This window comes from Echinicola vietnamensis DSM 17526, assembly GCF_000325705.1.
GTDB classification, from domain to species: domain Bacteria; phylum Bacteroidota; class Bacteroidia; order Cytophagales; family Cyclobacteriaceae; genus Echinicola; species Echinicola vietnamensis.
This window is the reverse complement of the sequence record NC_019904.1, coordinates 4411517-4436830: the sequence shown is the minus strand read 5'-3', so window position 1 is coordinate 4436830 and position 25314 is coordinate 4411517. Positions and strand designations below refer to the sequence as shown.

Genomic DNA, 25314 nt, shown 5'->3' with positions numbered 1-25314 from the left:
GTTAAAATGGCCGTAATATATAATTCACCTATTGCCTTGGTTTTTGTCGCAATGTTTTGTGGAGGTTTTGTGAGGTGTTTGTGGTTTTATTTTAGGTTTATCGATCCAATTCGATATAAAATTTCTATTTAATCCATATAATTGATTTTTACCTTTTTTAGGTACACTTGTTTTTTTTATAATTTTCGAGCAATAAATATTTGTAAATCAGCGAATAAATTAATGTTGGCAATTCAAAGAAATATGGGGATAAGCAAAAATCTTGGGGTATTTGGTTAGATGAATAAACGCTAGGAGTAGTAAAGTACGCAGTATGGTGCGGTACCTGACATAAGGTGTTTTGCATATAATACATGCAGATTCCGAGGAGATCGCAACGCTCGCGCATCTGGAAAATACGGTAGAGGCCATTTAAATTGGCGGTTCCTCTGGAACTTTCCACATGGGCGAGCCATTTAGGGCGCAGGTGGTCACCTACGCCTTTTGTATCCTCCTCGGACAAAGGCGGAAAATACTGGGCCAACTTCCATGAAAAGCATTAAAACTATTTTGCCCGCTGATAAATAGGATGAGCACAGATTTGCAATGGTTTTATATGGCTTGAACTGAAGTACGATCATTCACCTAACATGAAGAAATATACTGGGCGGTGTATGGGCAATTTGGCATTGGTTTTTTTGATAATACCAGACCGAGGATTCCTTTCATATGCCAGAATACTGTCGGAGTTTTGGTTGCCGACAAAGAGGAATGTTCCATCTGGAGACAAAGCAAAGTTCCTGGGAGTCTTTCCGCCAGAACTGATGGCTTGGATCTTGTCTAGGGTACCGGTCTGGGCGTTGATGCTGAAAACGATTATTTCATTGGAATCACCGCGGTTGGAGGCATAGAGAAACTGACCATCATCACTGATTTTTATTTCCGCTGCTCCTTTCTCGCCTTCAAAGCCTTGTGGCGTGAGGGCATAGCTGTCCAAGTGGGTGATCTTGTTTTCATCCAGGTTGTAATCGTACAGGCCAACTTCGGAGGTTATCTCATGAATGAGGTAGATCTTGTCCCCTGATTGGTTAAATGCCAAGTGACGTGGCCCCGATCCCGCCTTTACCGTAAAGGAAGCAGGAGAAGAGGCCGTGAGCGGCTCCTTCCGGTCGGGATCATAATTATAAATGGAGACCTTATCGGTACCCAAGTCTGCTACGAAGAGCTGCTTTCCATTGGGATGGAAGACAAGGCTGTGGACATGAGGAGACGACTGCCGGCCTTCATTGACACTGGATCCTGTATGCTGGATGGTCTGGACAGCTTCACCGAGGGTGCCGTCCTCGTTTATGGGCAGCACGGCCAAGTCACCACTCCCATAATTGCCGGCAAAAATAAATTTCTCATCAGGGGATAGGGTGATGTAGCAAGGGCCGCTTCCTTGGGAGGCACTTGTGCTGAGCTTTTTAAGGCTGTTGGCAGATCGATCAAAGCGGAAAGAACAGACACTTCCACCATTTTCTCCGCCTTCCTCCTGAACCGTAAAGACCAAGTCCCTTTTCAGATTTGAAATGACAAAGGAAGGATTGTTAATGTCGCTTTCCATGAGCACCGAATCGAAAGTGGACGTTTCGGGATGGTACTGGATGAGGTGGAATCCATCACTTGGCTTGGAGGTATAGGTTCCCAACCAAAAGGTGATGGGGGAGGCCAGGCTGTCAGTGGAAGATTCAGATGTTGCTTGCTTTTCAGAGGAATTGCAAGCAAAAAGGGTGGACATGGCTACGAGCATTAAAAGGTAAAAGGCTGATTTCACTGTATTATCGTTTTTTTAAGGCGTTTAAGGTAATTATTATTTAGAACGTATGCTTAATTTGAGAAAGAAATTTTGTAATGTATTGATATACTGATTGTTAGTTTTGTATTGGGTGTGCGGGAAAATTTGAGGTATGGATTTTGATACTTGAATAATTCACTCAATGTTTTGCTAAATCATCGGTGAAACCTGTGTTTTTTTATAAAATAATCAACGAAAACAGTGTTTTTGTAATTATTTTATTGTAAATTAGGGTTGTTTTTGATCAAATTGTTTTTAATTCGACAAATTTTGATTAAATTAAAATTTTCATAAAAAAGTAACTATAAACCATGTCAAATACCTACCAGACTGAGGTAGCCAAGCGGTTTACCATTTACAACAGTTTATTTCTAGACTTGCCTTTTGATGACATCTACCGAACGGGGACGTTGCTTCCCATTTTATCTTCGGAATGTAAAAAAGGTTTTGCCGAGGGGAAAACCCCAAAAGAGATTATCAACTCGTTTTTTGAGGGCATGTTGGCCTCTAATTCATCCAAAGAAAAACACAATTTACTGTTTCAGCTGGTTCAATATGTAGAAAGACAGGTGGTTCTTTTTGACTCTATTGAAGATGCTGCATTCGAGAAAATCAATGACGTAAAGGGTAAAGGTACCATGAACGCCTTGATTTCCCGAGTGGAAAGTGACAAGAAGAAGGCCGAGCTCATCGAAAAGCTGAGGACGTTCTCCATTCGCCTGACCCTGACAGCTCACCCTACACAGTTTTATCCGGGCAATGTACTGGCCATCATCACCGATCTGGAATCGGCCATTAGAAAAGATGATTTGGGCAGCATTGATGCCTTGCTGCGGCAATTGGGCAAAACGGCCTTTATCAACAAGGAAAAGCCATCCCCTTATGAGGAGGCTGTCAGCTTGTGCTGGTTTTTGGAGCATGTCTTTTATAAGAGTATTCCGGATATCATGGCCAGGGTGCTCAGAAAGCTGGACATCCCTCTGCACGAATGGGACAACCCAGACCTGCTCAAAGTAGGTTTTTGGCCAGGCGGTGACCGTGATGGCAATCCTTTCGTGACGCATCAGATTACCATGGACGTAGCGGATAAATTGCAGGAAACGATCCTTAGGTGTCTTTACCGGGATGTGCGGAAAGTGAGAAGAAGAATGACCTTCAAAGGAGTGGAATCCTTGATGCTGGAAGCGGAAAATGGCATTTATAAGACCTTGTACGGAGGAGAAAAAGTGCTGAAATCCAAAGAGGACCTGCTGAAGATCCTTTTGAAAGCAAGGGAGATTATCATTGAATCCCACGACGGGCTTTTCTTGGATATCCTGGACGAATTTATCCTGAAGGTAAACGTGTTTGGCTTCTATTTCGCTTCCATGGACATGCGCCAGGACAGTAGAAAACACGCCGCCCTTTGGGAAGAGATCATTGAAGTGACCAAGGGGAAAGATGCCCTGAAGAAATACCAGGAAGGCACCGAAAAAGAGCAGATCGAAACGATCCTTTCTTTCACGGAATTGCCTAACCCTAAAACCCTGAAGGATGAGTTCCATCAGGAAATGTTGGAAAGCATTGCTTCCATCAGCTATGTTCAGGACAATAATGGCAGTGAAGGCCTTCACCGGTACATTATTTCCAACTGTCAATCGGAATTGCACATTCTGCAAGTATATCAGTTGAACAAGCTTACATTGGCTCCCAAAGGAGACTTGAAACTGGATATCGTGCCCTTGTTTGAAACCATCGATGACTTGGCAGCGGCACCGGAAATCATGGAACGCCTATATTCCAACCCTGTATACGGTGGCCACCTGAAGTCCAGAGGCAACAAGCAAAGCATCATGCTGGGCTTCTCTGACGGTACCAAAGATGGCGGGTATATCCGAGCGAACTGGTCCATCTTACGCGCCAAAGAGGAACTCACCAAGGCTTCCAGAAAGTATGAAGTGAGTGTAGTGTTCTTTGACGGTCGAGGAGGACCTCCGGCCAGAGGTGGCGGAAACATGCACAACTTCTACGCTTCACTGGGAGACCAAGTGGAAAATGAGGAAATCCAAGTGACAATCCAGGGGCAAACCATTAGTGCCAACTATGGCAAACCGGTTTCTTGTACCTATAACTTGGAGCAACTGCTCAGTGCAGGATTAGAAAACCACCTGTATCCGACCGAAGAAAACAGGCTGACAGATGATCAGCGGGCTTTGATCGATGAGATGGCCGATATCAGCTATCAGGCTTATAAAGAATTTAAGAGCCATCCGCAATTTGTGTCGTACTTGGAAAAAGTGACGCCATTGAAATTCTTTGGCAAGACCAATATTGGTTCACGTCCTTTGAAGCGAAGCAAAGGGGAGGCCATGAAGTTTGAAGACCTGAGGGCCATTCCTTTCGTGGGATCTTGGGCGCAGATGAAGCAAAATATTCCAGGTTTCTATGGAGTCGGAAAAGCCATTACCGAAATGGAAAAAAGAGGCAAGAAGGATCAGGTAACCAAGCTTTACCAAGATTCTCTTTTCTTCCGCTCTTTGATGGGCAATTCCATGCAATCACTGGCAAAATCTTATTATCCTGCCACAGCTTATTTGAAAAACGATAAGGAATACGGTGAGTTTTGGGAGTTGATGCATTCGGAGTACCAGCAATCTTTCAAAAAGATATTGGAAATATCCGGCATGCATGAGCTTTTGGAGGACAATGCTGTCAGCAGCCAATCCATAGCCATCCGGGAAAAGATTGTATTGCCTTTGATTACCATTCAGCAATATGCCATTCAGGAAATGCTGGAAACCGGTAAAGAAAATACGGTTTTACAAAAACTGATCTTGAGAACGATGTTTGGTATTATCAATGCCGCAAGGAACGCGGCCTGATACGTACGAGATTATCATTATCATCCCGCATTCCTTCGTTGGAGTGCGGGATTTTTTTTGATCATATCGGGTATATTCAACCGCAAATCAAACGGATCACACCATATTTCTGGAGGACCAGGATTTATCCTCATGATGACGGATTATTTAATTATGAGACAGCCTCGACACATCCATAGCCATGGTGTTCACCTATGGTAAATTGCCCCATAACATAGCCGGTTTTAGCCGCCTTGCCCTCCCTAATCCCCAAAAATTCCCGCTAAAACCCGTTCAGTGTCTATGGCGGAAATCATCATTTAACATTTCATAAGAACATGTCAACATTCGTCCCTTGGAAAGTGACTTGATCCTAATGATCATCAAGGCGGTGTTTGCCGAAGTCCTGAGCTAGGCTTTTAGCCTGAAAGGAAGCAATTATGGAATCTGCACCCCAAGGCAAGGCCTTGCCTTGGGGTAGGGTGATAGAAGGCTTTCAGCCTTCTATTTCAGAATGGGGTTTGGGATAAATATCCGTTTGAAAGCCTCTTTTCGGGCTGAAAAATCCAAGGTGATGGCCTATTAGGGAGGTACTTTCAGAATAGACCAGCGAAAATCTTCATAACCTGCGCCATTTGCATGCTATCAGCACCAACCAACATCCTTTCCTAACTTTACCGCTTGATCCCCATCTCTGTTTATCAGCGTTCGCATGACAGCCAATGATGGTTAGGGATAGAGTTAGCTATAAACGTAGGCTAGCCCCTTCATTTATTTCAAAACACACAGGCATAAAAAAGCCCCGATCTTGCGAGATCGGGGCTTTTTTTGTGTATTAGACTGAATTTTTACTTCAGGAATGAAGTAAGCATCCAGTGATGTAGTTCTATGCTCTTGATCATGGCAATCAGCATGTCTTCTGTGGCGGAATCGCCTAAATCGGCAACTTTTTCGGCACAATCGTTCATGTTTTCTGCCAAGATCTCAAAGTCCTTAAGTACCTCTTTGACCATCTCATCTGATGGCAGGTCAGTACCTACTTCGGTGATATCGGAATGCTCCAAATAGTCCTTGATCAGGCTTAGTGGCGTCATGCCGAATATCCGAATCCTTTCAGCGATCAAATCGATGTTTTCAAATGACTCGGTATATAACTCTTCGAATTTTTCGTGCAGGTCAAAGAAATCACCACCCGTTACATTCCAGTGAAAATTCCTGAGTTTTTGATAGTGCACATGGTAATTTGCCAATAGCTTATTCAGCGATTTTACGATTTTTTCCGATTCGTCAGCATTGTAACCCAATTTTTTAAAAACTCTTTTTTCTGAAGTAATCATAGTTGTGATGGTTTTAAAATTAAACGTTAATAAATTAACCGTTCTACTATTTAGGTTGTGGCTATCTTCAGAATGAAAATAACCTATATTCTGAAAAGAAGGTAAAATCCTTTTGATTTCACCTTGTCTTGGTTGATATGTTTAAAACATATTCTGTGCCAAGTAACACTTTAGTATACGTAATCTAACCGTCAGGGATGTGTAAATGTTTTGATTTAACAATAATTTGGAATTGATATATGTAAAAATAACTGGGCGACAGGAGACTAGGTAAGCCTGAGGGCCTTTGTTGGATTTTGAAGGTCCCTAAAATCGGTGAAAGTTACTTGTGCAAGACCTGTCTTAGACTGTGACGGAGAATTTCCCCCATGTTTTTACAGTCCATGAAGACGGATGTCTTGTAGTGCTTGGCCAGATCCTCCTTCAGGCTTTCGACATTTTCTGGCGGAGCAATGGTGTCCCCTTCCATGCTGTGCAGGATGTCTTCGATTTCCATGGTAGAAGTTTTCAGTCTAAAAGCGATCAACGCCCGCTCTTCCCGTTGGTATTGGGCCATGGATTCGGGCGTGATATGCTTGATGCCAAGCTGGATGAGGGTGTTGTTCTGCTTGTAATATTGGGGAAGATAGATGGTCTTACGTCCCTCATAAGATTGCTGGTCGAAGTCAATGGCCCTGATCCGGTAATGGACTTCTTCAAAATCTGGCGTCACGTCCACCACAAAGTTAGAGGAATGCATGTCCCCAAGCAGCCGTACGAAGCATCGTTCGTTAAACTTGACAAACTCCTTGGAGATCCGGATGGGGTTGAGCAGGGGATCCCTGATATGCGTACGCATAAACTGCTCCCCGGGAATGCCGGCAATGTGTTCCTCGATCAAGGTGTCCTGATATACCAAGTAACTGATCCGGTTAGGGGAGAGGAGGTGCTCCAGTTCCAGTCCGTAAACCCGGGAGGCGTCCGCGGTTTTTACGTAAAAATAATCGAAGTTATCGTTGATGCGGTTGACGATCCGCACGCGGAAAGGCTTGGTATTGCCGTAGGTACACAGGTCCACCCGGTCCACATACAAATGCTGCATGACACTCATGTCTCCTTCGGCCTTGAGGATGGCATAGATTTTCCGGAGGTTATAATGGATGTCCGCGCGGTCCTGCTCATTAAAAAAGACCGTTTCCCAGAGGGTGTCATTTCCCCGGGAATCATAGAGGGAAATCGAACTCATAAATCTTAGGAGTTCTTTATAATGGACAGGAATATCCACTTCCCTGCCATACTTGATTAGATAGGTGCGCAATCCACTGCTGATCGGATAGATATGTTTCTTTTTATCGATCATAACTCCCTTGGGATGGCCGGTTAAGACTGGTCTTCCAATTGATGTTCTTGCTGTCTCAATTTGCGGTCAAATAGAAACGGGCCGAAAGGCAATACTGAAGCAATGAGCGCAAATAAGGTCCTGCGAAAGGACCAGTTAAGGCTTCGGCGGGTGGGAAAAACCAAGTATACATACACGATAAAGAGGATGCCGTGCACCCAGCCTGTATATTTGACCGCCAAGGGCATGTCCATGGTGTACTTCAGCGGCATTGCCACAAAAAGCAACAGCAGGTACGAAATGCCCTCTGCGTAACTGATGATCCTAAACCTGTTGAGGATTTTTAATTGATGTTCGGTATTCATTTTTTTCTATTTGTTAATGTTAAAAAGTACCTGTAAACTCTTCCACAGTTGCCTTTTGAGACTTTCATCTTCAAATATGACCGGCAAGCCATCTGCAAAAAGAAATTCGGTTTCCCCGTCACTGGTGACTTCGTATGCGGTTTCTTTGTGCTGAATAATGGGATGGTTCAGCCGTCCAAAAACCAGTACTTTGTGTGGATTAAGCTGCAGGATAGCCTCTGGAGGAAGTTCGGCTACCCGAGAAGCGGGCACCAAGGCAATGTCCTTCAGCGAATAGGAAACAGCCCTGAGTATCTTTAGCAAAAATGTCTTTAGATCCTCACCCAATGGATCATCCTGATGGATGACCAGTAACCCTTTTTCAAAATCCCCATCATAAGCCAATGACGGAAGGGGATTGGTTTCCTCAGGGGCAGCCCCTGCGGTGGTTTCTTCCGTATCCTCGGCGAGTTCCTCAGGAATGTCTTCCGCGACATCCTTGAATTTATCGGCCAATAAGATCTCTTGGGCGTCCTCCGGGATTAGGAAAATATCTTCCTCAATGAAGAATCCCAATTTGTCGATATCCATTTCTTCCATACGGCTAAAATGATCAAAAAATCCCCTGAAAACAACTTTTATAGGACTTCATGTAAAGGTCTCGACGGTCATGGTGGGAATACGTACGCTTTATGATTTTTTCTCCAGCGTCACTTGGTTTGGAAGCGGTTGATGGGGTGAGGATTGATCCGGCCGCTACAGCCGGTCGCTACTCCTTCTTGGCTCCCAATGCCTCCTCCAGTCCAAAGATGGATTTGAGCTCAACGGCATCTTTGGGATCCATTCTTTTGGAGAGAACCAAACGCAGTTGGCGCCTGCGGAGGGCTCCGGCAAATAGCTCTTTTTCCTCATCGGTGGTAGGCTCCAGCTTGGGCACTTCAATGGGGCGGCCATTTTGGTCCACGGCCACAAAGGTGAAAAATGCCCGATGGGTTTTGGTTTTGATATTGGCAGGGATATCTTCTGCCCATACTTCGATGTAGACCTCCATGGAACTGTTAAAGGACCGGGTCACTTGGGCTTTTAGTGTCACGACATTGCCCAGGGCAATGGGATGCTGGAAAGAAATACTGTCTGCCGAAGCGGTCACCACGATCCTGTTGGAGTGTTTTTGGGCTGCAATGGCACCGACCACATCCAGCCAATGCATCAATTTGCCCCCCATCAGGTTGTTGAGCGTATTGGTGTCATTGGGAAGGACCATCTCGGTCATGATTACTTCAGATTCCTGTACTTTCTTTATTTTTCCCATTTTAATTATATTTTTCACGAAAATACAAAATAAATACTCTAGAAATCAAGTTTTTTATCGGTATTTATAAAATAAAATTTCGAATACATACACTGTTGCTAACATTGTCCTCCCTGACATAAGCAGTATTGGATACTCCTTTACCATCCTTCATTGCCCAGCAGTGGCACAAAAGCAAAGCTATCGTATTCCTCTTGGGTTATTTGCTTGGCGGTCTTTTTGGTCAGCTTCATCATCTTTTGGGTTTTACGGTCCCCTACAGGGATCACCAAAATGCCGCCTACTTTTAATTGTTTCAACAGGCTTTTCGGCACGATGGGGGCCCCGGCAGTGACGATGATCTTATCAAAGGGAGCCTTTTCGGGAATGCCCATGGAGCCATCTCCTTGGTAGAAGTGTGCTTTGATCCCCAGTTTTGGAAGAAACTTTTTGGTCCGTTGATACAGGTGCTGGTTGTACTCGATGGTGTGTACCTCTGCGCCCAGTAGGTAGAGAATGGCCGCTTGATAACCAGATCCGGTGCCGATTTCCAGGACTTTGTCACCGGGCTTCAAGGCCAAGAGCTCACTTTGAAAGGCCACGGTAAAAGGTTGGGAGATGGTCTGACCTTCGCCGATGGGGAAGGCTTTGTCCTCATAGGCATGGCTGTGCAAGGCGCTGTCAAAGAAGAAATGCCGGGGAATCGTGGCAATGGCTTCCAGTACTTTTTTGTCCATAATGCCCTTTCTTTCCAGTGTCTTTACCAGTGCCTTTCGCTGGCCTTTATGAGAATAGCTATCCTCCAATTTTATCATGATGATAAGTGAACTTATTTGCGTTGAAACTTCTTTTTAATGCTAAGTTAATGGATTAAATCGCTTAATTTTAATCCTGAATGGGCAATTTTACTTATTGCCTGATTTTATGAACGTTAAATTTTAGTGTGAAAATGTTTACGGGTATCGTAGAAACCATGGGCGAAATCGTCGCCATTTCCCAAGAAGGTACAAATATCCATTTTGATATCAAATCTCCCATTACCAGTGAATTGAAGGTGGATCAATCGGTGGCCCATAATGGGGTGTGCTTGACTGTGGTAAAAGTCACCGGTGAGGTTTATCGTGTGACGGCCATTGACGAGACCCTGAAAAAAACCAGTCTACAGGAATGGAAGGAAGGCACGATGGTGAACTTGGAGCGGTGCATGCCTGCAAATGGCCGTTTTGATGGCCATATCGTACAGGGACATGTCGATCAGATCGGAACGGTGGCGCGGGTCGAAAACCAAGATGGAAGCTGGTTGTTTGATTTTTCCTATGATGCTGCTGGCAATGTGACCGTAGAAAAAGGTTCCATTACCATCAACGGCACCAGTCTTACTTGTTTTAACTCCAAGCCGGGAGGGTTTTCCGTAGCCATTATTCCTTACACCTATGAACATACCAATTTCCATCAGCTGAAAGAAGGGGACAAGGTCAATTTGGAATTTGATATTGTCGGAAAGTACATCCAGCGGATGGTAAAGGGGTACGATTGATAATCCAAAGCATGTGGTATTTTAATGTTTCTTCCTTTACAGGGGCAGCAATGCTATTTGGGTAAGGGAAGTTAGGGGCAATGATTTGAAGTAAGAAGGGAAATCTAGCATCTAGCGTCTCATACCTAATCAATGGAAATTAACTGCCTGACAGTGGACTACACAAGACGTAAGGATCCAGAATACCTACGCCCAAACCGTCAAACCTTCCAACATTAAAACCTTCCAACCTTCAACCCTTCCAACCCCTTATCCCTCATCCATTTCTTCCACTTTTCGGATGGTGGTCATTTTGATCTTGATGACGAGCCACCAGGCGATGAGTGCTGAAAGCATGCCCACCAAGGCACCGACGGTCACATCGGCAGGGTAGTGGACGCCCAGGTAAATTCTGGAATAGGAAACGATCGCAGCCCACAGGAACATCCAGCCAAATCCCTTGACTTTTCGGTGGAAGGTCAATAGCAAATAGGTGGCCAGTGAAAAGGTGTTGGAGGCATGGGACGAGGCAAAACCATACATGCCGCCACAGTGTTTGTAATTGAACATGATGCCTTCCCACCGGGGATCATGGCATGGGCGGGGCCGTTCGAAGAAGGGTTTCATAAAACCAGAGGCCAATTGGTCACTAAAGAGAATCGCCAAAGCAATTCCAATGAACACCCAAATGCTGCTTTTGCCGGCATTTTTAATGATCAAATAAACCAATAGCGCATAAAATGGCAGCCAAATCAGTTTGCCTGAGATGCCGTACATTATTGGATCCAGCCAGTCCAGGTGCTGGGCATTTAGGAAAAGGAAAAGCTCCTCGTCCCATTGTTTCAGTGTTTCTATCACGGGCTTACACGTTTATCCAGTCAATATCTTTTTTGAGCCATTCCAGCGTTTCGGCTTCCTTGCTGCCTTCCTCGGGGATGTTCATGTATGCCCATTCCGCCACTGGTGGCATGCTCATCAGGATGCTTTCCGTCCGTCCATTGGTGTCCAGCCCAAACTTGGTTCCGGCATCCCATACCAAGTTAAACTCCACATACCTTCCCCGTCGCAGGGCTTGCCATTTTTGCTCGTTTTTTCCGAAGTGCAGGGGGGCATTCTTTTGCATAAAGTGTCCGTATACTTCCGGAAAGAGGTAACCGATGGCCTTTACAAATTCAAAAATCGATTCAAAGGAGTTTTCCGCTGAGGCCGTCAACCGGTCAAAGAAAATCCCTCCAACTCCGCGGGTTTCATTACGATGGGGAAGGTAAAAATAATCGTCTGCCCATTTCTTGAACTTGGGATAAAAGGCAGGATTGTATTGGTCACAGGTGGCCTTTACCTGCTCGTGAAAGTAACGGGCATCTGCCTTGTCCACGTAATGGGGCGTAAGGTCTATGCCACCGCCAAACCAATAGGTGCCATCACTCATCTCGAAATAACGGATGTTCATGTGGATGATCGGAACCATGGGACTGCTGGGATGGATCACGATGGACACACCCGTCGCGTAAAAATCCGCCTTTTCTAGCTGGAGCTTTTTCAGGATTTTTTCGGGTGTGGGGCCATGGACGGCAGAGAAAGCCACGCCGCCTTTGGCGATGACGTTTCCGTCTTTGATAATGCGCGTGCGGCCACCGCCTCCTGCTTCTCTTTCCCAAAGGTCCTCATGGAATTTGGCCTTGCCATCAGCTGTTTCCAGTGCTTGGCAGATATGGTCTTGAATGGTTTTAAAAGCTTCAGAAATCTGTTCTTTGCTGATGTTGTTTGGCATTTATCTATCGGTCAATGATTCAATGTAAAATTATTCACAGGTATCCATCCATCTACCATTATTGGCTGGAAGGAAGCCCAAAACTTCATGGCTAAACCGGTCACTTCAATCCTTTGGCCACTGCAGCCGCAGGCCTTCTACGAACATGGTGCGAGCGCCTTTAGCTCGGTGAAGATGCGGATCATCAGACGGCATTTCCATTGCTTGAACGGGCCGCTTGCAGCAATGTTCCAAAATTAAGCCATTAGAAAGGATATCCAATACCAATGTTAAATACGGTTTGTCCCTTTTCTCCCAAGGGCTTTTTAAAGGACAGGTTATCCAGCACGAAACGTTCTCCCTCCGGCTGGGCAGGATCGATGGCCTTGATGCCCATGTCCAGTCGGAGGACCAGGAAATCAAAATCCATCCGCAACCCGATGCCCGTCCCCACGGCAATTTCCCTGACGAAGGTTTTGGGCTTGAATTGGGATCCTTCCCGGGTGGGATCTTCTTTTAACGTCCAGGTGTTTCCGGCATCCACAAAAAACACCCCGTCAAAATACCCGAAGAGTTCCCTTCTGATCTCAAACATGCCTTCTAACAGGATATCTCCCGGCTGCTCGTACCGATAATCAAAATTCCCTTCTTCATCTGTCTGAGGAGTGAATGAGCCCGGGCCCAATCTCCGCGGTGACCAAGCCCTGATACTGGTACTTCCTCCAGCAAAGAAGTACTTTTCATAGGGCAATACCCCGTCGCTTATCCCGTAAGGAACGGCCAGCCCGGCATTGATGCGATAGGCAAAGGTGCTCTTTCGGCTGAGGGGAATATACCTTCTGAAATCTGACTGAAACTTCAGGAATTGGAAGTACTTCAGGTTACGGTCCTGAAAGTGGGACTTGTTCAATAGGTTGATGGTGGTGCCACCGCTTTCAAAGTTTAGGCGCCACAGGGAAGAGCGGTTTCTTTGCCAAAGGCCATACTGGTTAAAGTTAATGATGACCTGGCCCGAAATACTGCTGACAAAGGAAGACTGAAAGGAATTGATCAGGTTGTTGCCCTGCTCTTGGAGTTCGATCAGCCTTTCTTCAAAGGCAGGATCCAGGTTTGACCGGATGAGGTTGGCATCCAGCAGGTTTACTGTGTATTGCTGCCGTTGGTTTCTGGTGGCCCAATTATAGGCAAAGATGGTGTTAAAACCTTCACGGACATATTCGGGGCGGTTGACATAATTATACCCGATCAGGGTCCTGGTGCGGGGATTGTACCGCCCGTAGCGCTTGAGGCCTCTTTTGCTGAAAGGCAGCAAGAACTGCGGAAAGATCACGGAGGCAGAAGTGCTCAGTTCACGGCTGCGGTATACTCCGCCTTCTGCCGTGGCCGAGGCCACACCTTCCAGTCCGGCACGAAAATTAAACTCAAAGATCTCCAAGCCCCGAAAGAGGTTCCTGTTTCGAAGGGAATGGCTGAAAAATGGCCCGGGCAATTGCTCTGTGATACTGGCTCCCAGCTGATTGGTGATTTGGTATTTTTCATTTGGCTGGGTCTGAATGCGCGTGGTGATGTGGTTGCCCAGCGTGTCAAAGGAGATGTTGATATACCGAAAAATGTCCAAATTGGCCAGCTGTCGTTGGGTTTCGAGCACTTCCTCCTTGTTGTACAGCGCGCCTTTATCGATAAATACCCGGGAGTCAATGATCTTCTCGGCATAGCGGTCCCGGTACATGATATAGGAAATGTCATCGTAGCTTCGCCGGACCTCCTGATCGGAAATGACGTCCGTGGGACTGGAGATCTCAAAAATCACCGAATCGATCGTGTAGACCTTGTGCTGTTCGGCAAAGGTCGGTTTTCGGATGACCTGCTCGATCACGACGTTTTTGTCCACAGTGTCCTTGTAGACGTTGTATTCAATATAGGATTTTGAAAACGTATAATAACCGTGGTTTTTGAGCAGGTCCTCGGTGTGCTGGCGTTCTTTGGTGAGGTTGTCTTGGTTATAGCGTTGACCAGTATGCACCAAGCTGTTTTCCTCGTCCCGTTCCAGCAAGCGGGAGATATTGGCATCTCCTGTTTTGGTGTAGCTGCTGTCAATGAGGTACGGACTGTTTTCGGACACCAGATAGGTGATGAGCATTTTTTTCTTTTTCCGCTTTTCGTGGACGCTTACCTCCGCATCAAAGAAGCCGTGGTTGATCAGGTAATTTTGGATTTCCCGCTCGGATTCGGCCGTTTTGGCACTGTCATGGATGGTTTTTGGATTTCCCGTCCGCATAAACCAATTGCCATAGTTGAACTTTTTTTTGAGGTCATCCAGCCTGCTGGAATATTTGTAATATTTCTTTTCGAGCTTGTTGTTGTTGGGAGACTCTTCCAGTTGCTGCTGAATATCACGCTGTTTGGCCTGTAGGGAAGCCATCTTATCGGCCACTTTGGTGCTGTCATAGGTGGCGGCACCAATATTGTAAATGAATACGCCCGGTGAAAAGTTGATCAGGGGCACACGTGTATTGGGCGTTTGCTTGATCAGCTGCTTTACTTTTGCTTCATTGGCTTTTTTAATGCCTTTAAGGTCCACGTCATAAACCAAGTATTCGCCCTCTTTGAGCCCCTTGGTCAAAGAACATGACGAAAGCAACAGCAAGGCAAGAATAAAGTTTATATATTTGGTTTTATTCACAATTCATTGACCTTAATGATCAGCAAAAATACGCTTAAGTTTATTAAATCCTTGCAACAGAAAAAATTCCGTAAACAAGAAGGTGCTTTTTTTGTGGAAGGCACCAAGAATGTGACGGAATTACTGCACTCGGATTTTGAAGTTACGCATCTTCTTTATACCGCCAAATACCAAGCCCAACATTCCCAGCTGATCGCTGCTTCCAAGGCTGCTGCCTATGAAGTGCCCCAGAAGGTCCTGGAGGCGACCGGTTCTTTCAAAACCAATGATGCGGCATTGGCGGTGGCCAAACTGAAAGAGAACCAACCTTTTGACGTGGAAGCGGGGGAATTGGCCATTGCATTGGACGATGTACGGGATCCGGGAAATTTGGGGACCATCATCCGTATTGCGGATTGGTATGGCATTCAGAAATTGATCTTATCGCCTCAAACGGCCGATTTTTACAATCCTAAAGTGCTTCATTCCAGCATGGGGTCGTTTACGCGGGTATCCTTTTTTTATGCGGACTTGGCGCCTTACCTGTCCCGGCAGGCATTACCTGTGTTTGGCGCTTTTCTGGAGGGACAGGACATCCATCGGCAATCCCTGGCGCCAGAGGGCATCATCCTGATGGGCAACGAGGCCAATGGCATCAGTGCACCCTTGGAGAAGACCGTGAGCCACAAGCTGACCATCCCATCATTTGGCCATGCCGAATCCCTCAATGTGGCCATTGCCACCGCCGTTATTTGTGATAATTTCCGGAGAGGGAAGTTTTCCAGATCAGATGTGTAAAGGGTTCCTTCGGCTCCGCTGAGGGGGCATGGCGATGGCCAAGAGTTGTCACCCGCGGTTTCCCATTTTATAACGATTAACCAACTTTATTAAGAACGCAGTGCGTTATGAGCCAACTTAAAAATATTCTTACCAAAGCCGGGCTAAACGGCTTTTTTCTGGCATTGATCGGGACGATCGTATTGGCCAATATCTTTCCGGAACTAGGGGCAGAGGACAGCATCATCCCGTTTAAGGAAATCACCCATTACGGGGTGTCGGTGATCTTTTTCTTCTATGGGGTGAAGATGGATCCGGTGAAGCTGAAAGCCGGATTGGCCAACTGGCGGTTACACCTGCTGATCCAGAGCACGACTTTCTTGGTGTTTCCGGCGGTGGTGATGGCGGTCAAGACCATGGTCGGTGCAGGCGACGATCCTTTGTGGCTGGGCGCGCTGTACCTCTCTGCATTACCGTCCACGGTATCCGCATCGGTGGTCATGGTCTCCATTGCCGGAGGCAATATTCCCGCGGCAATCTTCAATGCCAGCATTTCCAGCATGGTGGGCATCTTTATCACACCGGTGTGGATGGAGCTCTTTTTGGAAGGGAGTGAGATGACCTTTGACCTCTTGGATACCTTTTGGCAGCTTAGCCTTCAGGTGCTGTTTCCGGTGGTGGCGGGCTTTCTGCTGCACCGGTCGCTGGGGCCTTGGGTAAGCCGGCATAGCACGGCCCTGAAAAACCTGGACCAAGCCATTATCTTGATGATCGTATTTTCGGCCTTTTCCGCTGCTGTGGGCAGGGGGATGTTTGAAGGCAGGAGCTGGAGCTTTTTGATCGGTCTGGGCGGCCTGATGCTGCTGCTTTTTCTGGTGATAGTCGCCTTGATGTACGGCATGGGCAGGCTGTTGGGATTTGATCGCGCGGATCAGATTACGGTGCTTTTTTGCGGCTCCAAAAAATCCCTGATCCAAGGTGCGGCCATGGGAAAGGTGCTGTTTCCGGATCCAGTGACCTTTGGTGTGATCCTGCTGCCCTTGATGCTTTACCATGCCCTCCAACTGGTAACCGGCAGTGTGATCGCACAGCAGTTGGCAGAAAGGAACAAAGAGAAGGCGTAAGGGGAGTATTAGATAGGCATTTCAAATGCCGTGCTCCGCAGTCCGCATATCAAATGCGGACTGGTTTGGGCTACCATGGCTCGCCTAAAAGCGTAGCAACGGTGTTATTCATTCTTCAGATTTTAAAAACAGCACCAAGATTAAAGCTCATATAAAAATGCTTTCCACTCCTTTGATTGGTAGCGTCTGTTAATCCAAGTAAATTAGAATTTTCAATCAGCATTAGAAATTTAGGTGATACGTTGAATTTATATCCAATTCCTCCATTTAATCCAAATTGAGTTGAATTTGCTAACCTATTTATGTCAACAAATCCATTCCCATCATTATAATCTGCTTCAGCATTGGTCAAAAATCCAATACCTACTCCATAATTTACGAACCAATTTCGTTTTGTTCCGAAATGATAATTTACAGTCAATGGGACAGTTATGTAAGTGGTTCTTTCGGAATATTCGTTCGCAAAAATTAAAGCATCTATAGTGTTAGTTCCCATTTTTTGATAGGACAAACCTGCGCGTAAACTCCATTGATTGTTAAAAAAATAATTTCCATATGTTCCTAATTGGATTCCGGAAACGGATGATGAGCCAAAAAGTAAAGATTGTAATTGATAAGATGCGCTATATCCAATTATCGGTATGAACTCTATGTCACCTTTTTCTCTCGTTTGACCATGGCATAATAAACTACTTACTAAAAGTCCAATGCAGATTAGATATTTCATTTTTCAGTTGTTGGGGACGTTCATCTTTTTCACTTGCTGGGAACGGTTTGGGTATGCCTAGTGCGGGATTAAAAAGCCAAAACTTTCAATCTTGCACAAACAGTAGCCAAAGCTGCGTTTTGTGTTTTTGAATTTATTAAACCAAACCGCTCAAGCTCTGCTTTGACGGTTTAGAAACACCGATCTTTCATTTTTCTCTTCAGCCCGCATGGCGTATAGGTTTCGTTGGGGCATCGCTTTCTATTTTTTTTATCATTGATTCGAAATAGAATTTCTGCCTAATCCAAGTGATTAACCAATTGGCACCCAGAAAGAATGTCAGAATACCTAGGAAGATTCCAAAGCTGTCAGATACAAACCCAAGGATTGCCTTCGTTACGCTTGTACTATGTGAGCGGTTTGGGCTTATTTCATTTTATTTTTTGTCAATTTGTTTACTCTATATCCCAAAATTCCTGCGTTTACGTCAATAGAAATATGTAAAATAATTGCAATCCAAATATTGTCTGTAAAATAGTAGATAGCACTAAACAATAAACCTAAAATAAATGAACTAAGTAAGTTGTTTTTTCCGCTTCCAATGTGTGTAACAGCAAATATTAAATTCGTTACTGTAAATGCAATTATTAGGTTTACGCTCTCTTTCAAAAATTCAAAAAGAAACAATCGGAAAATTATTTCTTCGCATATTCCTGCACTAATAGAAAGAAACATAAACCATTTTAGCTCTTTGTCGGATTTTGGTAAATAATGATAAACATCTTTCAGTTTTTCTATAATAGGATTGGTGTCATTTGGGGTTATTTTGCTTGCTCTGTATTGAAAATAAGCAAAACCCAAAATTAAAATCATCAGTCCAAGATTTATTAAGGACAATGTTGGTTTAAAATTTAAGTCAGGTTGTTTGTAGGCGATAAAGTTGAATAAAATCAAAAGTGTTAAACCCCAAAATATGAATAAAGTCTTTTGGTAGTCAATTAGACGATATTTCTCATTCTGTCTGATATTATTGTTTGCTTTTTGATGCGTAGCGACAATATAAATCGGGTAAATTGCTCCAATCAAACATGCTAATATTATCGTTGATGTATTATTCATTTGTCCATCAATTTTAGATATAGGGCTATTGCTTGCTGCTAACACCTTTACAGTCTCGATATTCCATTAGCAAATACCCTGTAAACGTTTACTTCCTTATAACATCGGGCCATTGCTGAAAATACCAAAAATTTATCCATTGAAAAATACCCTATGTGGGGTAATTTTGCTGGGAGGGAAGTGGAAACGATGGTATCGGTAATAGGTTTAAAGGTAAAGATAAGATCCTTTGGTCTCGATAGCGTTGGCATTGCAAATGCCGTGCTCCGCAGTCCGTATTTCAAATGCGGACTGGTTTGGAAAGCGCTCAAAACGTTTCTTTATTTTATATTACGTTCTTTTAAAATATTTTCGATTTCTTCTTTTTTGTACTTGTTTTTACTAATTAATTTAAAAATTGCATATAAAAGTATTAGTCCTAAAAAATAGCTGAAGTTGCCCACGAAAATACTGTAAATTAAAATTCCAACTAAGAATCCTATCAAAGTTGCATCTATGGTTTTTGAGGATTTCAATTTTTTCGCTTCTTTCAATAATTCCTCGTTTGATAATGCTTTAAGTTTATTTTGTTCCATTTTCTTATTAAGAATTTCAATTCCGTAAACTTGGGCCAGCATTAAAGCTAACGATTAGTCTAAAATACATTTTTAATTGATCTTGTGCTGCTTTTTTTTATGCAATTCATCAATGATTTCGTTACAACTTCAATTAATAAATCTCTTGTTGCTGAATAGCAGCCGCACCATGCCTCAAAAAGAAGTGTCCTCAGCGGCTTCTTCGGCCATGCGTTCGGCGTATTCCTTGCCGAGGTAGCGGTCGATGAGGTTGTGGCCGAGGTAAAGCAGGGGCGTTAGGATGATGGCGACGGTAAATTTATAGATGTAATTGATGATGCCCACGGCGATCAGCTGCTCGATGGACCAGTTGCCAAAGACATAAAAGGCAATGCCCAACACCACAAAGGAGTCGATCAGCTGGGAGACCAAGGTGGATCCGGTAGCGCGCAGCCAGATCATCTTGGCACCGGTGATTTTGCGGAGCTTTTGGAAGACGAAGACATCGATCAGCTGACCCAGCAAAAAGGCGGTCAGGGAGCCGATGATGATGCCCAGCCCTTGGCGGAAGATGACGTCAAAGGCATATTCGATATCAAATGGCTGGCCATTGGGGTCCGTGCTGTTGACGTCCAGCCAAAACTGGGCCGGCGGCAAGGCCGTGACGATGGCGATGAACACAAAGGCATAGGCGATAAACCCGGCGGTAAGAAAGCTGATCTTGCGCACGCCCTTTTTGCCAAAGTACTCGTTTATAATGTCCGTGGTAATGAAGACGACCGGCCAGATCACCGCTCCGGCCGTAAGGTTAAAGTCCAGCACATAATCCCCGAAAAATGTCCAATTGGCCGGCTCCAGCCCCAATGTGGCCTCACCGGAGAAGATTTTGACCCCAATGAGTTCGGCCAGGATGGCATTGGTCAGGAAGATGCCACTGAGGACGATGAACAGCGTGGTCTTCTTGTGCTGGAAGGTGTGGTCGGCGGTGGTGGACATAGGCTAGAGGGAATAGGTTTCTCCTTCGGTGCTGAGTTGGCAGCGGTCAAAGACACGCTTGGCCTCTTCCCACAGCGGCTCCAGCTCCACATACCGCGTGGAATAATGCCCTAGCAGCAATTGCTTGACATCGGCTTTTTGGGCAATGGTGGCTGCTTGGCTGGCCGTACAGTGATACGTTTCGGCAGCCCGTTCGCACTCGGCTTCCATAAAGGTGGATTCGTGGTACAGCAAATCCACTCCTTTCAAGTAAGGAACCAGCTCTTCGTCGAAGATCGTGTCGGAGCAGAAAGCATATTTTCGGATAGGGTCCGGGGGACGGGTAAATTCCTCGACCGTAAATACATTGCCGTCTTTATCCATATAGTCCTTGCCATGTTTGAGGACATTGATGGCCGGAATGCTCAGGGGCTGTTCCAGCAGTTTTTCTTTGATGATATGCCGGAGACCGGGCTTTTCCACGACCAAGAAGCCCGTGCAGGGCAAGCGGTGCTTCAGGGGGAAACTGTATACCATAAACTTCTTGGCATCCACCAGCAGCTGTTTCTGGTCGGGATCTGTGCGGACAAAGTGAAGCGGATAGTTGAGCTTCGTATTGCCGTATTTGAGTTGGGTGGTGATGATCTCGTCCAGGCCACGGGGGCCATAAATGGTCAGGGGTGTCTTGCGTTTGTTGAGGTGAAAAGTGGAGATCACGCCCATCAGTCCGAGGTAGTGATCTCCATGTAAATGTGAAATAAAGATATGGTCGATCTTAAACGACCGGATTTTATAGCGTTGCAACTGGATTTGGGTGGCTTCCCCACAATCGATCATCAGCAGTTTGCTGCCAAGGGTGACAATCTGGGAAGTCTGGTTCCTGTCGTGCGCCGGAACGGCCGAATTGGAGCCTAGAATGGTTACCGAAAATTCCAATATTAGTTTTCCTCTTCTTCCTCTTCCTTGTTTCCGTCGATCTCATGCATAAAGATTTGGTCTGCTGCATTTTCGATCGAATCTGCCACATTCATGACTTTGTCCAGCATGGAGATTTTGATCAGCTTGGTGACGTGCTCTTGTGGACTGGCGATGATGAAGATTCCTCCATCTTCGCTAAAGGCCCGGTGGCCCACCAAGAGGGCGCTCAGCCCGCTGGAGTCGGCATATTTGACTTGGCTCATGTCCAAGACCAGGTTTTTGTAGCCTTCTGCATGCACGGTCAAAAGTTCTGACTTTAATACCGGAGAAAGCGGTGAATCCAGCTTTTCTTCCTGCAAAGTGAAAATTACGTATTGTTCTTTTTTATCTACTGCGTACTTCATTTTTAAGGTTTTTTGAAGCCCTGTGGGCCTTGTTGATTGGGATTGTTGGAAATCAAATGTTTTCTTCAATGGATTTCCTGATCCTGTCCATCATATCGGTATTGTCTGCTTTCTGGAATTTTTCACCAGTAATCATCTCATAAAGCTCAATATAACGGTCGGAAATATCATTTACAATTTTATTGGGCATATTGGGTACCTTCTGGCCCTCTTTGCCTTGGAAATCATTGGCGATAAGCCACTGCCTTACAAACTCTTTGGAAAGTTGCTTTTGGGGCTGGTTGGTTTCTTGGTTTTCCTCATAGCCCTTTGCATAAAAGTAGCGCGAGGAATCCGGGGTGTGCACTTCGTCGATCAGGTAGATGTTACCATCGGCCTTGCCAAATTCATATTTGGTGTCCACGAGGATCAACCCTTTGTCAGCCGCCATTTCGGTGCCGCGCAGAAAGAGTGCCCTGGTGTACTTTTCGAGAATGGCATAATCTTCAGCACTGACAATGCCCTGAGCGAGGATATCTTCCCTGCTGATGTCCTCATCGTGGCCTTCGTCGGCCTTGGTTGTCGGCGTGATGATGGGCTCGGGAAGCTTGTCGTTTTCTTTAAGGCCTTCCGGCAGACTGACCCCGCAGATGCTCCTTTTGCCCTCGCGGTACTCCCGCCAAGCGTGGCCGGCAAGGTAGCCCCTGATGACCATTTCCACCTTAAAGGGCTCACACTTTTTGCCGATCGTCACATTCGGATCGGGCGTAGAAGTCACCCAGTTGGGCACAATGTCCGCTGTGGCCGCCAGAAACTTGGCTGCGATCTGGTTCAGCACTTGGCCTTTAAAAGGAATGGGCAGGGGAAGGACCACGTCAAATGCAGAGATCCTGTCGGAGGCGACTACCGCAATCTTGTCTTCAAACATGTAGACATCCCGGACTTTCCCTTTGTAAAAACCAGTTTGATTCGGGAATTCAAATTGGGTTTCTTTGATGGCCGTATTCATGATGCTGTCACTTGCTTTGGGGCAATTGCCCGGTTTTACCGGTGCTTGCCTTAGGTTAACGATTCAATTATAAATAGCAAAAATAGGAGATAGGCTGATTTTAACCTTTCTTTTCGGGGAAAATTATTCAACTAATTTCCCTTTTTTATCATATTTTTCTGTTTTGATGAGGGTTCCTTCCTCGTCATAATATTTCCATGTATTGGATTTTTTATTGTACCAATAACTGCCCTCTACGAGAACGGTTCCTTGTGGATTCACCGATTGGTAGGGCCCGTGTTTCCAACCTGCATCGTAAGTGGTCAAGGTCTTGAGCTGACCATTAGGGTGATAGGACTTTTCTTCGCCATATGGTTTGCCTTTTCTGAATTCCTGCTCCAGTATAAGGTTGCCTGCTTGGTCGAATCGGCGGTAGGTGCCATCCCACTGCCCGTATTGGTAGGGGATTACCTCCTGTTTGCGTCCATCTTCATCGTAGGCAATGACTTGTCCTTGGGGCACTCCCTGCACCAGTTGGACCTTCTTTTGGATTTGGCCATTTTCATGGTAAAAGATATGCTGCTGTTTGATCCCATCACGATCATAGGCGATGACTTCCGATTTTTTGGCGGAGGGATAGTAAAGGATTTGGTTCCCGACGGGTGTTCCTTTTTTATATTCGATGAGCGCTTTGGTGGTGCCGGACGGATAGAATGTTTTGAACACTCCATCAGGACGGCCGTTTTTGTAGTTGCCCTTTTTGGCTATTTGACCATCCTCAAAATAGGCTGTAAACACATCGTCTTGGACGCCTTTGTCATAATAAGCTTGCTCTTTTAGTTGGCCGTTGGGATAATAGGCGGTGACTTGGCCGTCCAGCTGTCCGGCCTCGTAATGTTCATGGGATTGCAGTTGACCGTTTTCGTAAAAGCTCTTGAAGCTGCCTTCCAGGACTCCCGCTTCGTAATTGGCTTCAGACCGGACGGTTCCACTTGAGTAGTACTCGGTGTGCTTTCCCTGTGGCTTGTTATGAAGAAATGGTCCGGTCATTTTTAAGGCACCCTCCGGGAAATAGGTTTCCAATGTCCCTTCCATCATGTCCTCCTGGAAAGCGGCCTTTTGGATCAGGTTTCCGGACTGGTCGTAGGAGAGGGCAGGACCTTCCCGAAGATTGTTCTCGTATGCGACGGTTTTGAGGGTGTCGCCCTGCTCGGGATAGTAATGGACGAAAACCCCTTCCCGCTTTCCGTTGACAAACATCCCTTCAAGCTGGAGCGACCCGTCTTCGTAATACCGCCGATAGGTCCCCTCGATTTGGTCATTTTCCGAAAAGTAAATTTCCATTAGCTTGGATTGCTCTTCATCATAATAGGTGCGTACCGTGTCTTGGGCGTTACCATAAAAGCACAGCAATGACAGGAAGAAGAGGATGGTATATTTTAAAAACATGTCGTTTTAGGGACGTTCAAATGCTCGAATGGATAGATCAAATGGCTATCTTGGACGGTTTCAGCTAAGGATCACCTGAGGTTTTCGATGACCATGGCAGAAGCACCACCACCGCCATTGCAGATGCCGGCCACACCGATTTTGCCGCCTTTTTGCCGCAAAACTGAATGTAAGGTGGCCATGATCCGCGCACCGGAAGCGCCTAGCGGATGGCCGAGGGAAACGGCTCCTCCAAAGACGTTTAGGCGGTCATTTGGGATGTTCAGCTCCTGCTGGTTGGCAAGGGCCACGGCAGAGAAGGCTTCATTGATCTCATAATAGTCCACCGCTTCTGCTTGTATACCTGCGTTTTTAAGGGCCTTTGGGATGGCCAAAGCGGGCGCCGTGGTAAACCAAATCGGATCCGTGGCCGCATCGGCAAAGCCAAGGATTTTGGCAACGGGTTGGAGGCCTAGGGCTTCGGCCTTTTCCTTGCTCATCAAGACCAGTGCAGCGGCGCCGTCGTTCATGGTGGAAGCGTTGGCTGCGGTGACCGTACCTTCCTTGTCAAACACCGGACGCAAGGAAGGGATTTTTTCGAACAGGACGTTTTGGTATTCCTCGTCCTCGTCCACGGTGATGCTTTCTCCTTTCCTGCTCTTGAAGGTTACGGGAATCACTTCGTCCTGAAATGCCTGTGCTTTCCAAGCTTCGGCAGCACGTCGGTAGGATTGAATGGCATATTCGTCCTGCGCTTCACGGCTGATGTTTTTTTCCTTGGCGGTGTTATCCGCACAATTGCCCATGGGGAAATTGTAGTACACTTCATGCAGGCCGTCCTTGGCGAGGCCGTCGACAAATTCCCCATTGCCAAATTTATAGCCGAAGCGGGCTTTGGGAATGTAGTAGGGGACATTGGACATGCTTTCCATGCCGCCGGCCACGATGATGTCACTTTGGCCCGTCATGATGGACTGGGCAGCAAACATCACCGACTTCATGCCCGATGCACAGACTTTGTTTACCGTGGTGCAGGGAACATGGTAGCCAATACCGGCACCTATGGCCGCTTGGCGAGCAGGTGCCTGACCAAGGTTGGCCGACAGGACGTTTCCCATGATCACTTCATCGACTTGTTCTGGGGTGACTTGTGCCCGTCCCAAAGCGCCTTTGATGGCTTGGGCGCCGAGTTCTACCGCGGTGAGTCCGGACAGTTTGCCGCCAAAACTCCCCAAGGGAGTCCGTACGGCTGAGATGATATAAACTTCTTTCATTTGGGTTTATGGGTTGTTGAGGTTAAAATGTTTGAAAGTTGCAGGGCTGCAAGTTTTTTGGTACGATGATAGGTTTCATGTTTCCAATTTAGCTTTTACGTCCCTACTGTTGTTATGTGTTGGCTATGACGAGGAGTTACTATCCCATTTAACCTCTCCTGTAAGAGAAACTATATACTCAAGCCTCAAAACTC

Annotated in this window: 23 protein-coding genes; 4 read left to right on the top strand and 19 right to left on the bottom strand. The window is 45.9% G+C overall.

What is annotated here, in order from left to right; genetic code table 11:
- Nucleotides 1-616: 616 nt before the first annotated feature.
- Entirely contained in the window at nt 617-1795 is a 1179-nt protein-coding gene (locus ECHVI_RS18130; protein WP_015267482.1) for a lactonase family protein, read from the bottom strand.
- Nucleotides 1796-2127: 332 nt separating this feature from the next.
- On the opposite strand from ECHVI_RS18130, the gene ECHVI_RS18125 reads away from it, so the two are divergent.
- Nucleotides 2128-4677 carry a phosphoenolpyruvate carboxylase gene (locus ECHVI_RS18125; protein WP_015267481.1) on the top strand — a complete coding sequence of 850 codons (2550 nt, stop codon included), beginning with the start codon at nt 2128-2130 and terminating at the stop codon, nt 4675-4677.
- An 827-nt stretch (nt 4678-5504) separates the two neighbouring features.
- Here the strand turns inward: ECHVI_RS18125 and ECHVI_RS18120 are convergent.
- The 6 genes from ECHVI_RS18120 to ECHVI_RS18095 all read right to left on the bottom strand — a co-directional run bounded on the left by ECHVI_RS18120 (nt 5505) and on the right by ECHVI_RS18095 (nt 9761).
- Nucleotides 5505-5993: a Dps family protein gene (locus tag ECHVI_RS18120; protein ID WP_015267480.1), complete on the bottom strand. Its 489-nt coding sequence runs from the start codon at nt 5991-5993 to the stop codon at nt 5505-5507.
- 322 nt (nt 5994-6315) lie between these two features.
- The gene (locus tag ECHVI_RS18115) at nt 6316-7332 is read right to left on the bottom strand and encodes a hypothetical protein (protein ID WP_015267479.1); all 1017 of its coding nucleotides are present in this window, start codon (nt 7330-7332) and stop codon (nt 6316-6318) included.
- A 20-nt stretch (nt 7333-7352) separates the two neighbouring features.
- Nucleotides 7353-7676, bottom strand: coding sequence for a DUF3817 domain-containing protein (locus ECHVI_RS18110; RefSeq protein ID WP_015267478.1), 324 nt, complete (start codon nt 7674-7676; stop codon nt 7353-7355).
- 6 nt (nt 7677-7682) lie between these two features.
- Nucleotides 7683-8246: a hypothetical protein gene (locus ECHVI_RS18105; RefSeq protein WP_245553365.1), complete on the bottom strand. Its 564-nt coding sequence runs from the start codon at nt 8244-8246 to the stop codon at nt 7683-7685.
- 178 nt (nt 8247-8424) lie between these two features.
- Nucleotides 8425-8967, bottom strand: a complete 543-nt coding sequence (locus ECHVI_RS18100; RefSeq protein WP_015267476.1) for an acyl-CoA thioesterase — start codon at nt 8965-8967, stop codon at nt 8425-8427.
- A gap of 140 nt (nt 8968-9107) precedes the next feature.
- A complete protein-coding gene (locus ECHVI_RS18095) occupies nt 9108-9761 on the bottom strand; it encodes a protein-L-isoaspartate(D-aspartate) O-methyltransferase (protein WP_015267475.1) in 654 nt (217 codons plus the stop codon).
- A 134-nt stretch (nt 9762-9895) separates the two neighbouring features.
- On the opposite strand from ECHVI_RS18095, the gene ECHVI_RS18090 reads away from it, so the two are divergent.
- A complete protein-coding gene (locus tag ECHVI_RS18090; RefSeq protein ID WP_015267474.1) occupies nt 9896-10483 on the top strand; it encodes a riboflavin synthase in 588 nt (195 codons plus the stop codon).
- Nucleotides 10484-10732: 249 nt separating this feature from the next.
- On the opposite strand, the gene ECHVI_RS18085 is transcribed toward ECHVI_RS18090, so the two are convergent.
- From ECHVI_RS18085 to tamL, 3 genes are all read right to left on the bottom strand, one after another.
- Entirely contained in the window at nt 10733-11320 is a 588-nt protein-coding gene (locus ECHVI_RS18085) for a phosphatase PAP2 family protein (protein ID WP_015267473.1), read from the bottom strand.
- A 4-nt stretch (nt 11321-11324) separates the two neighbouring features.
- Entirely contained in the window at nt 11325-12233 is a 909-nt protein-coding gene (gene hemF, locus ECHVI_RS18080) for an oxygen-dependent coproporphyrinogen oxidase (RefSeq protein WP_015267472.1), read from the bottom strand.
- A 244-nt stretch (nt 12234-12477) separates the two neighbouring features.
- Nucleotides 12478-14895, bottom strand: a complete 2418-nt coding sequence (gene tamL, locus ECHVI_RS18075) for a translocation and assembly module lipoprotein TamL (RefSeq protein ID WP_015267471.1) — start codon at nt 14893-14895, stop codon at nt 12478-12480.
- 15 nt (nt 14896-14910) lie between these two features.
- Here tamL and ECHVI_RS18070 point away from each other — a divergent pair, with 15 nt between their 5' ends.
- The gene (locus tag ECHVI_RS18070) at nt 14911-15672 is read left to right on the top strand and encodes a TrmH family RNA methyltransferase (RefSeq protein WP_015267470.1); all 762 of its coding nucleotides are present in this window, start codon (nt 14911-14913) and stop codon (nt 15670-15672) included.
- 107 nt (nt 15673-15779) lie between these two features.
- Nucleotides 15780-16775, top strand: coding sequence for a bile acid:sodium symporter family protein (locus ECHVI_RS18065; protein WP_015267469.1), 996 nt, complete (start codon nt 15780-15782; stop codon nt 16773-16775).
- Between the two features lie 115 nt (nt 16776-16890).
- On the opposite strand, the gene ECHVI_RS23390 is transcribed toward ECHVI_RS18065, so the two are convergent.
- From ECHVI_RS23390 to ECHVI_RS18020, 9 genes are all read right to left on the bottom strand, one after another.
- The gene (locus ECHVI_RS23390) at nt 16891-17502 is read right to left on the bottom strand and encodes an outer membrane beta-barrel protein (protein WP_015267468.1); all 612 of its coding nucleotides are present in this window, start codon (nt 17500-17502) and stop codon (nt 16891-16893) included.
- A 405-nt stretch (nt 17503-17907) separates the two neighbouring features.
- The gene (locus ECHVI_RS18055; protein ID WP_015267467.1) at nt 17908-18600 is read right to left on the bottom strand and encodes a CPBP family intramembrane glutamic endopeptidase; all 693 of its coding nucleotides are present in this window, start codon (nt 18598-18600) and stop codon (nt 17908-17910) included.
- A gap of 320 nt (nt 18601-18920) precedes the next feature.
- Nucleotides 18921-19217 carry a hypothetical protein gene (locus ECHVI_RS18050; RefSeq protein ID WP_015267465.1) on the bottom strand — a complete coding sequence of 99 codons (297 nt, stop codon included), beginning with the start codon at nt 19215-19217 and terminating at the stop codon, nt 18921-18923.
- 132 nt (nt 19218-19349) lie between these two features.
- A complete protein-coding gene (locus tag ECHVI_RS18045; RefSeq protein WP_015267464.1) occupies nt 19350-20150 on the bottom strand; it encodes a queuosine precursor transporter in 801 nt (266 codons plus the stop codon).
- Nucleotides 20151-20153: 3 nt separating this feature from the next.
- The gene (locus ECHVI_RS18040; protein ID WP_015267463.1) at nt 20154-21065 is read right to left on the bottom strand and encodes a ribonuclease Z; all 912 of its coding nucleotides are present in this window, start codon (nt 21063-21065) and stop codon (nt 20154-20156) included.
- A 2-nt stretch (nt 21066-21067) separates the two neighbouring features.
- Nucleotides 21068-21451, bottom strand: coding sequence for an STAS domain-containing protein (locus tag ECHVI_RS18035; protein WP_015267462.1), 384 nt, complete (start codon nt 21449-21451; stop codon nt 21068-21070).
- A 52-nt stretch (nt 21452-21503) separates the two neighbouring features.
- Entirely contained in the window at nt 21504-22439 is a 936-nt protein-coding gene (locus tag ECHVI_RS18030; RefSeq protein ID WP_015267461.1) for a phosphoribosylaminoimidazolesuccinocarboxamide synthase, read from the bottom strand.
- Between the two features lie 123 nt (nt 22440-22562).
- On the bottom strand, nt 22563-23867 hold the full coding sequence (locus ECHVI_RS18025; RefSeq protein WP_015267460.1) for a toxin-antitoxin system YwqK family antitoxin: 1305 nt from the start codon (nt 23865-23867) through the stop codon (nt 22563-22565).
- Nucleotides 23868-23938: 71 nt separating this feature from the next.
- A complete protein-coding gene (locus tag ECHVI_RS18020) occupies nt 23939-25120 on the bottom strand; it encodes an acetyl-CoA C-acyltransferase (RefSeq protein ID WP_015267459.1) in 1182 nt (393 codons plus the stop codon).
- Nucleotides 25121-25314 lie beyond the last annotated feature (194 nt).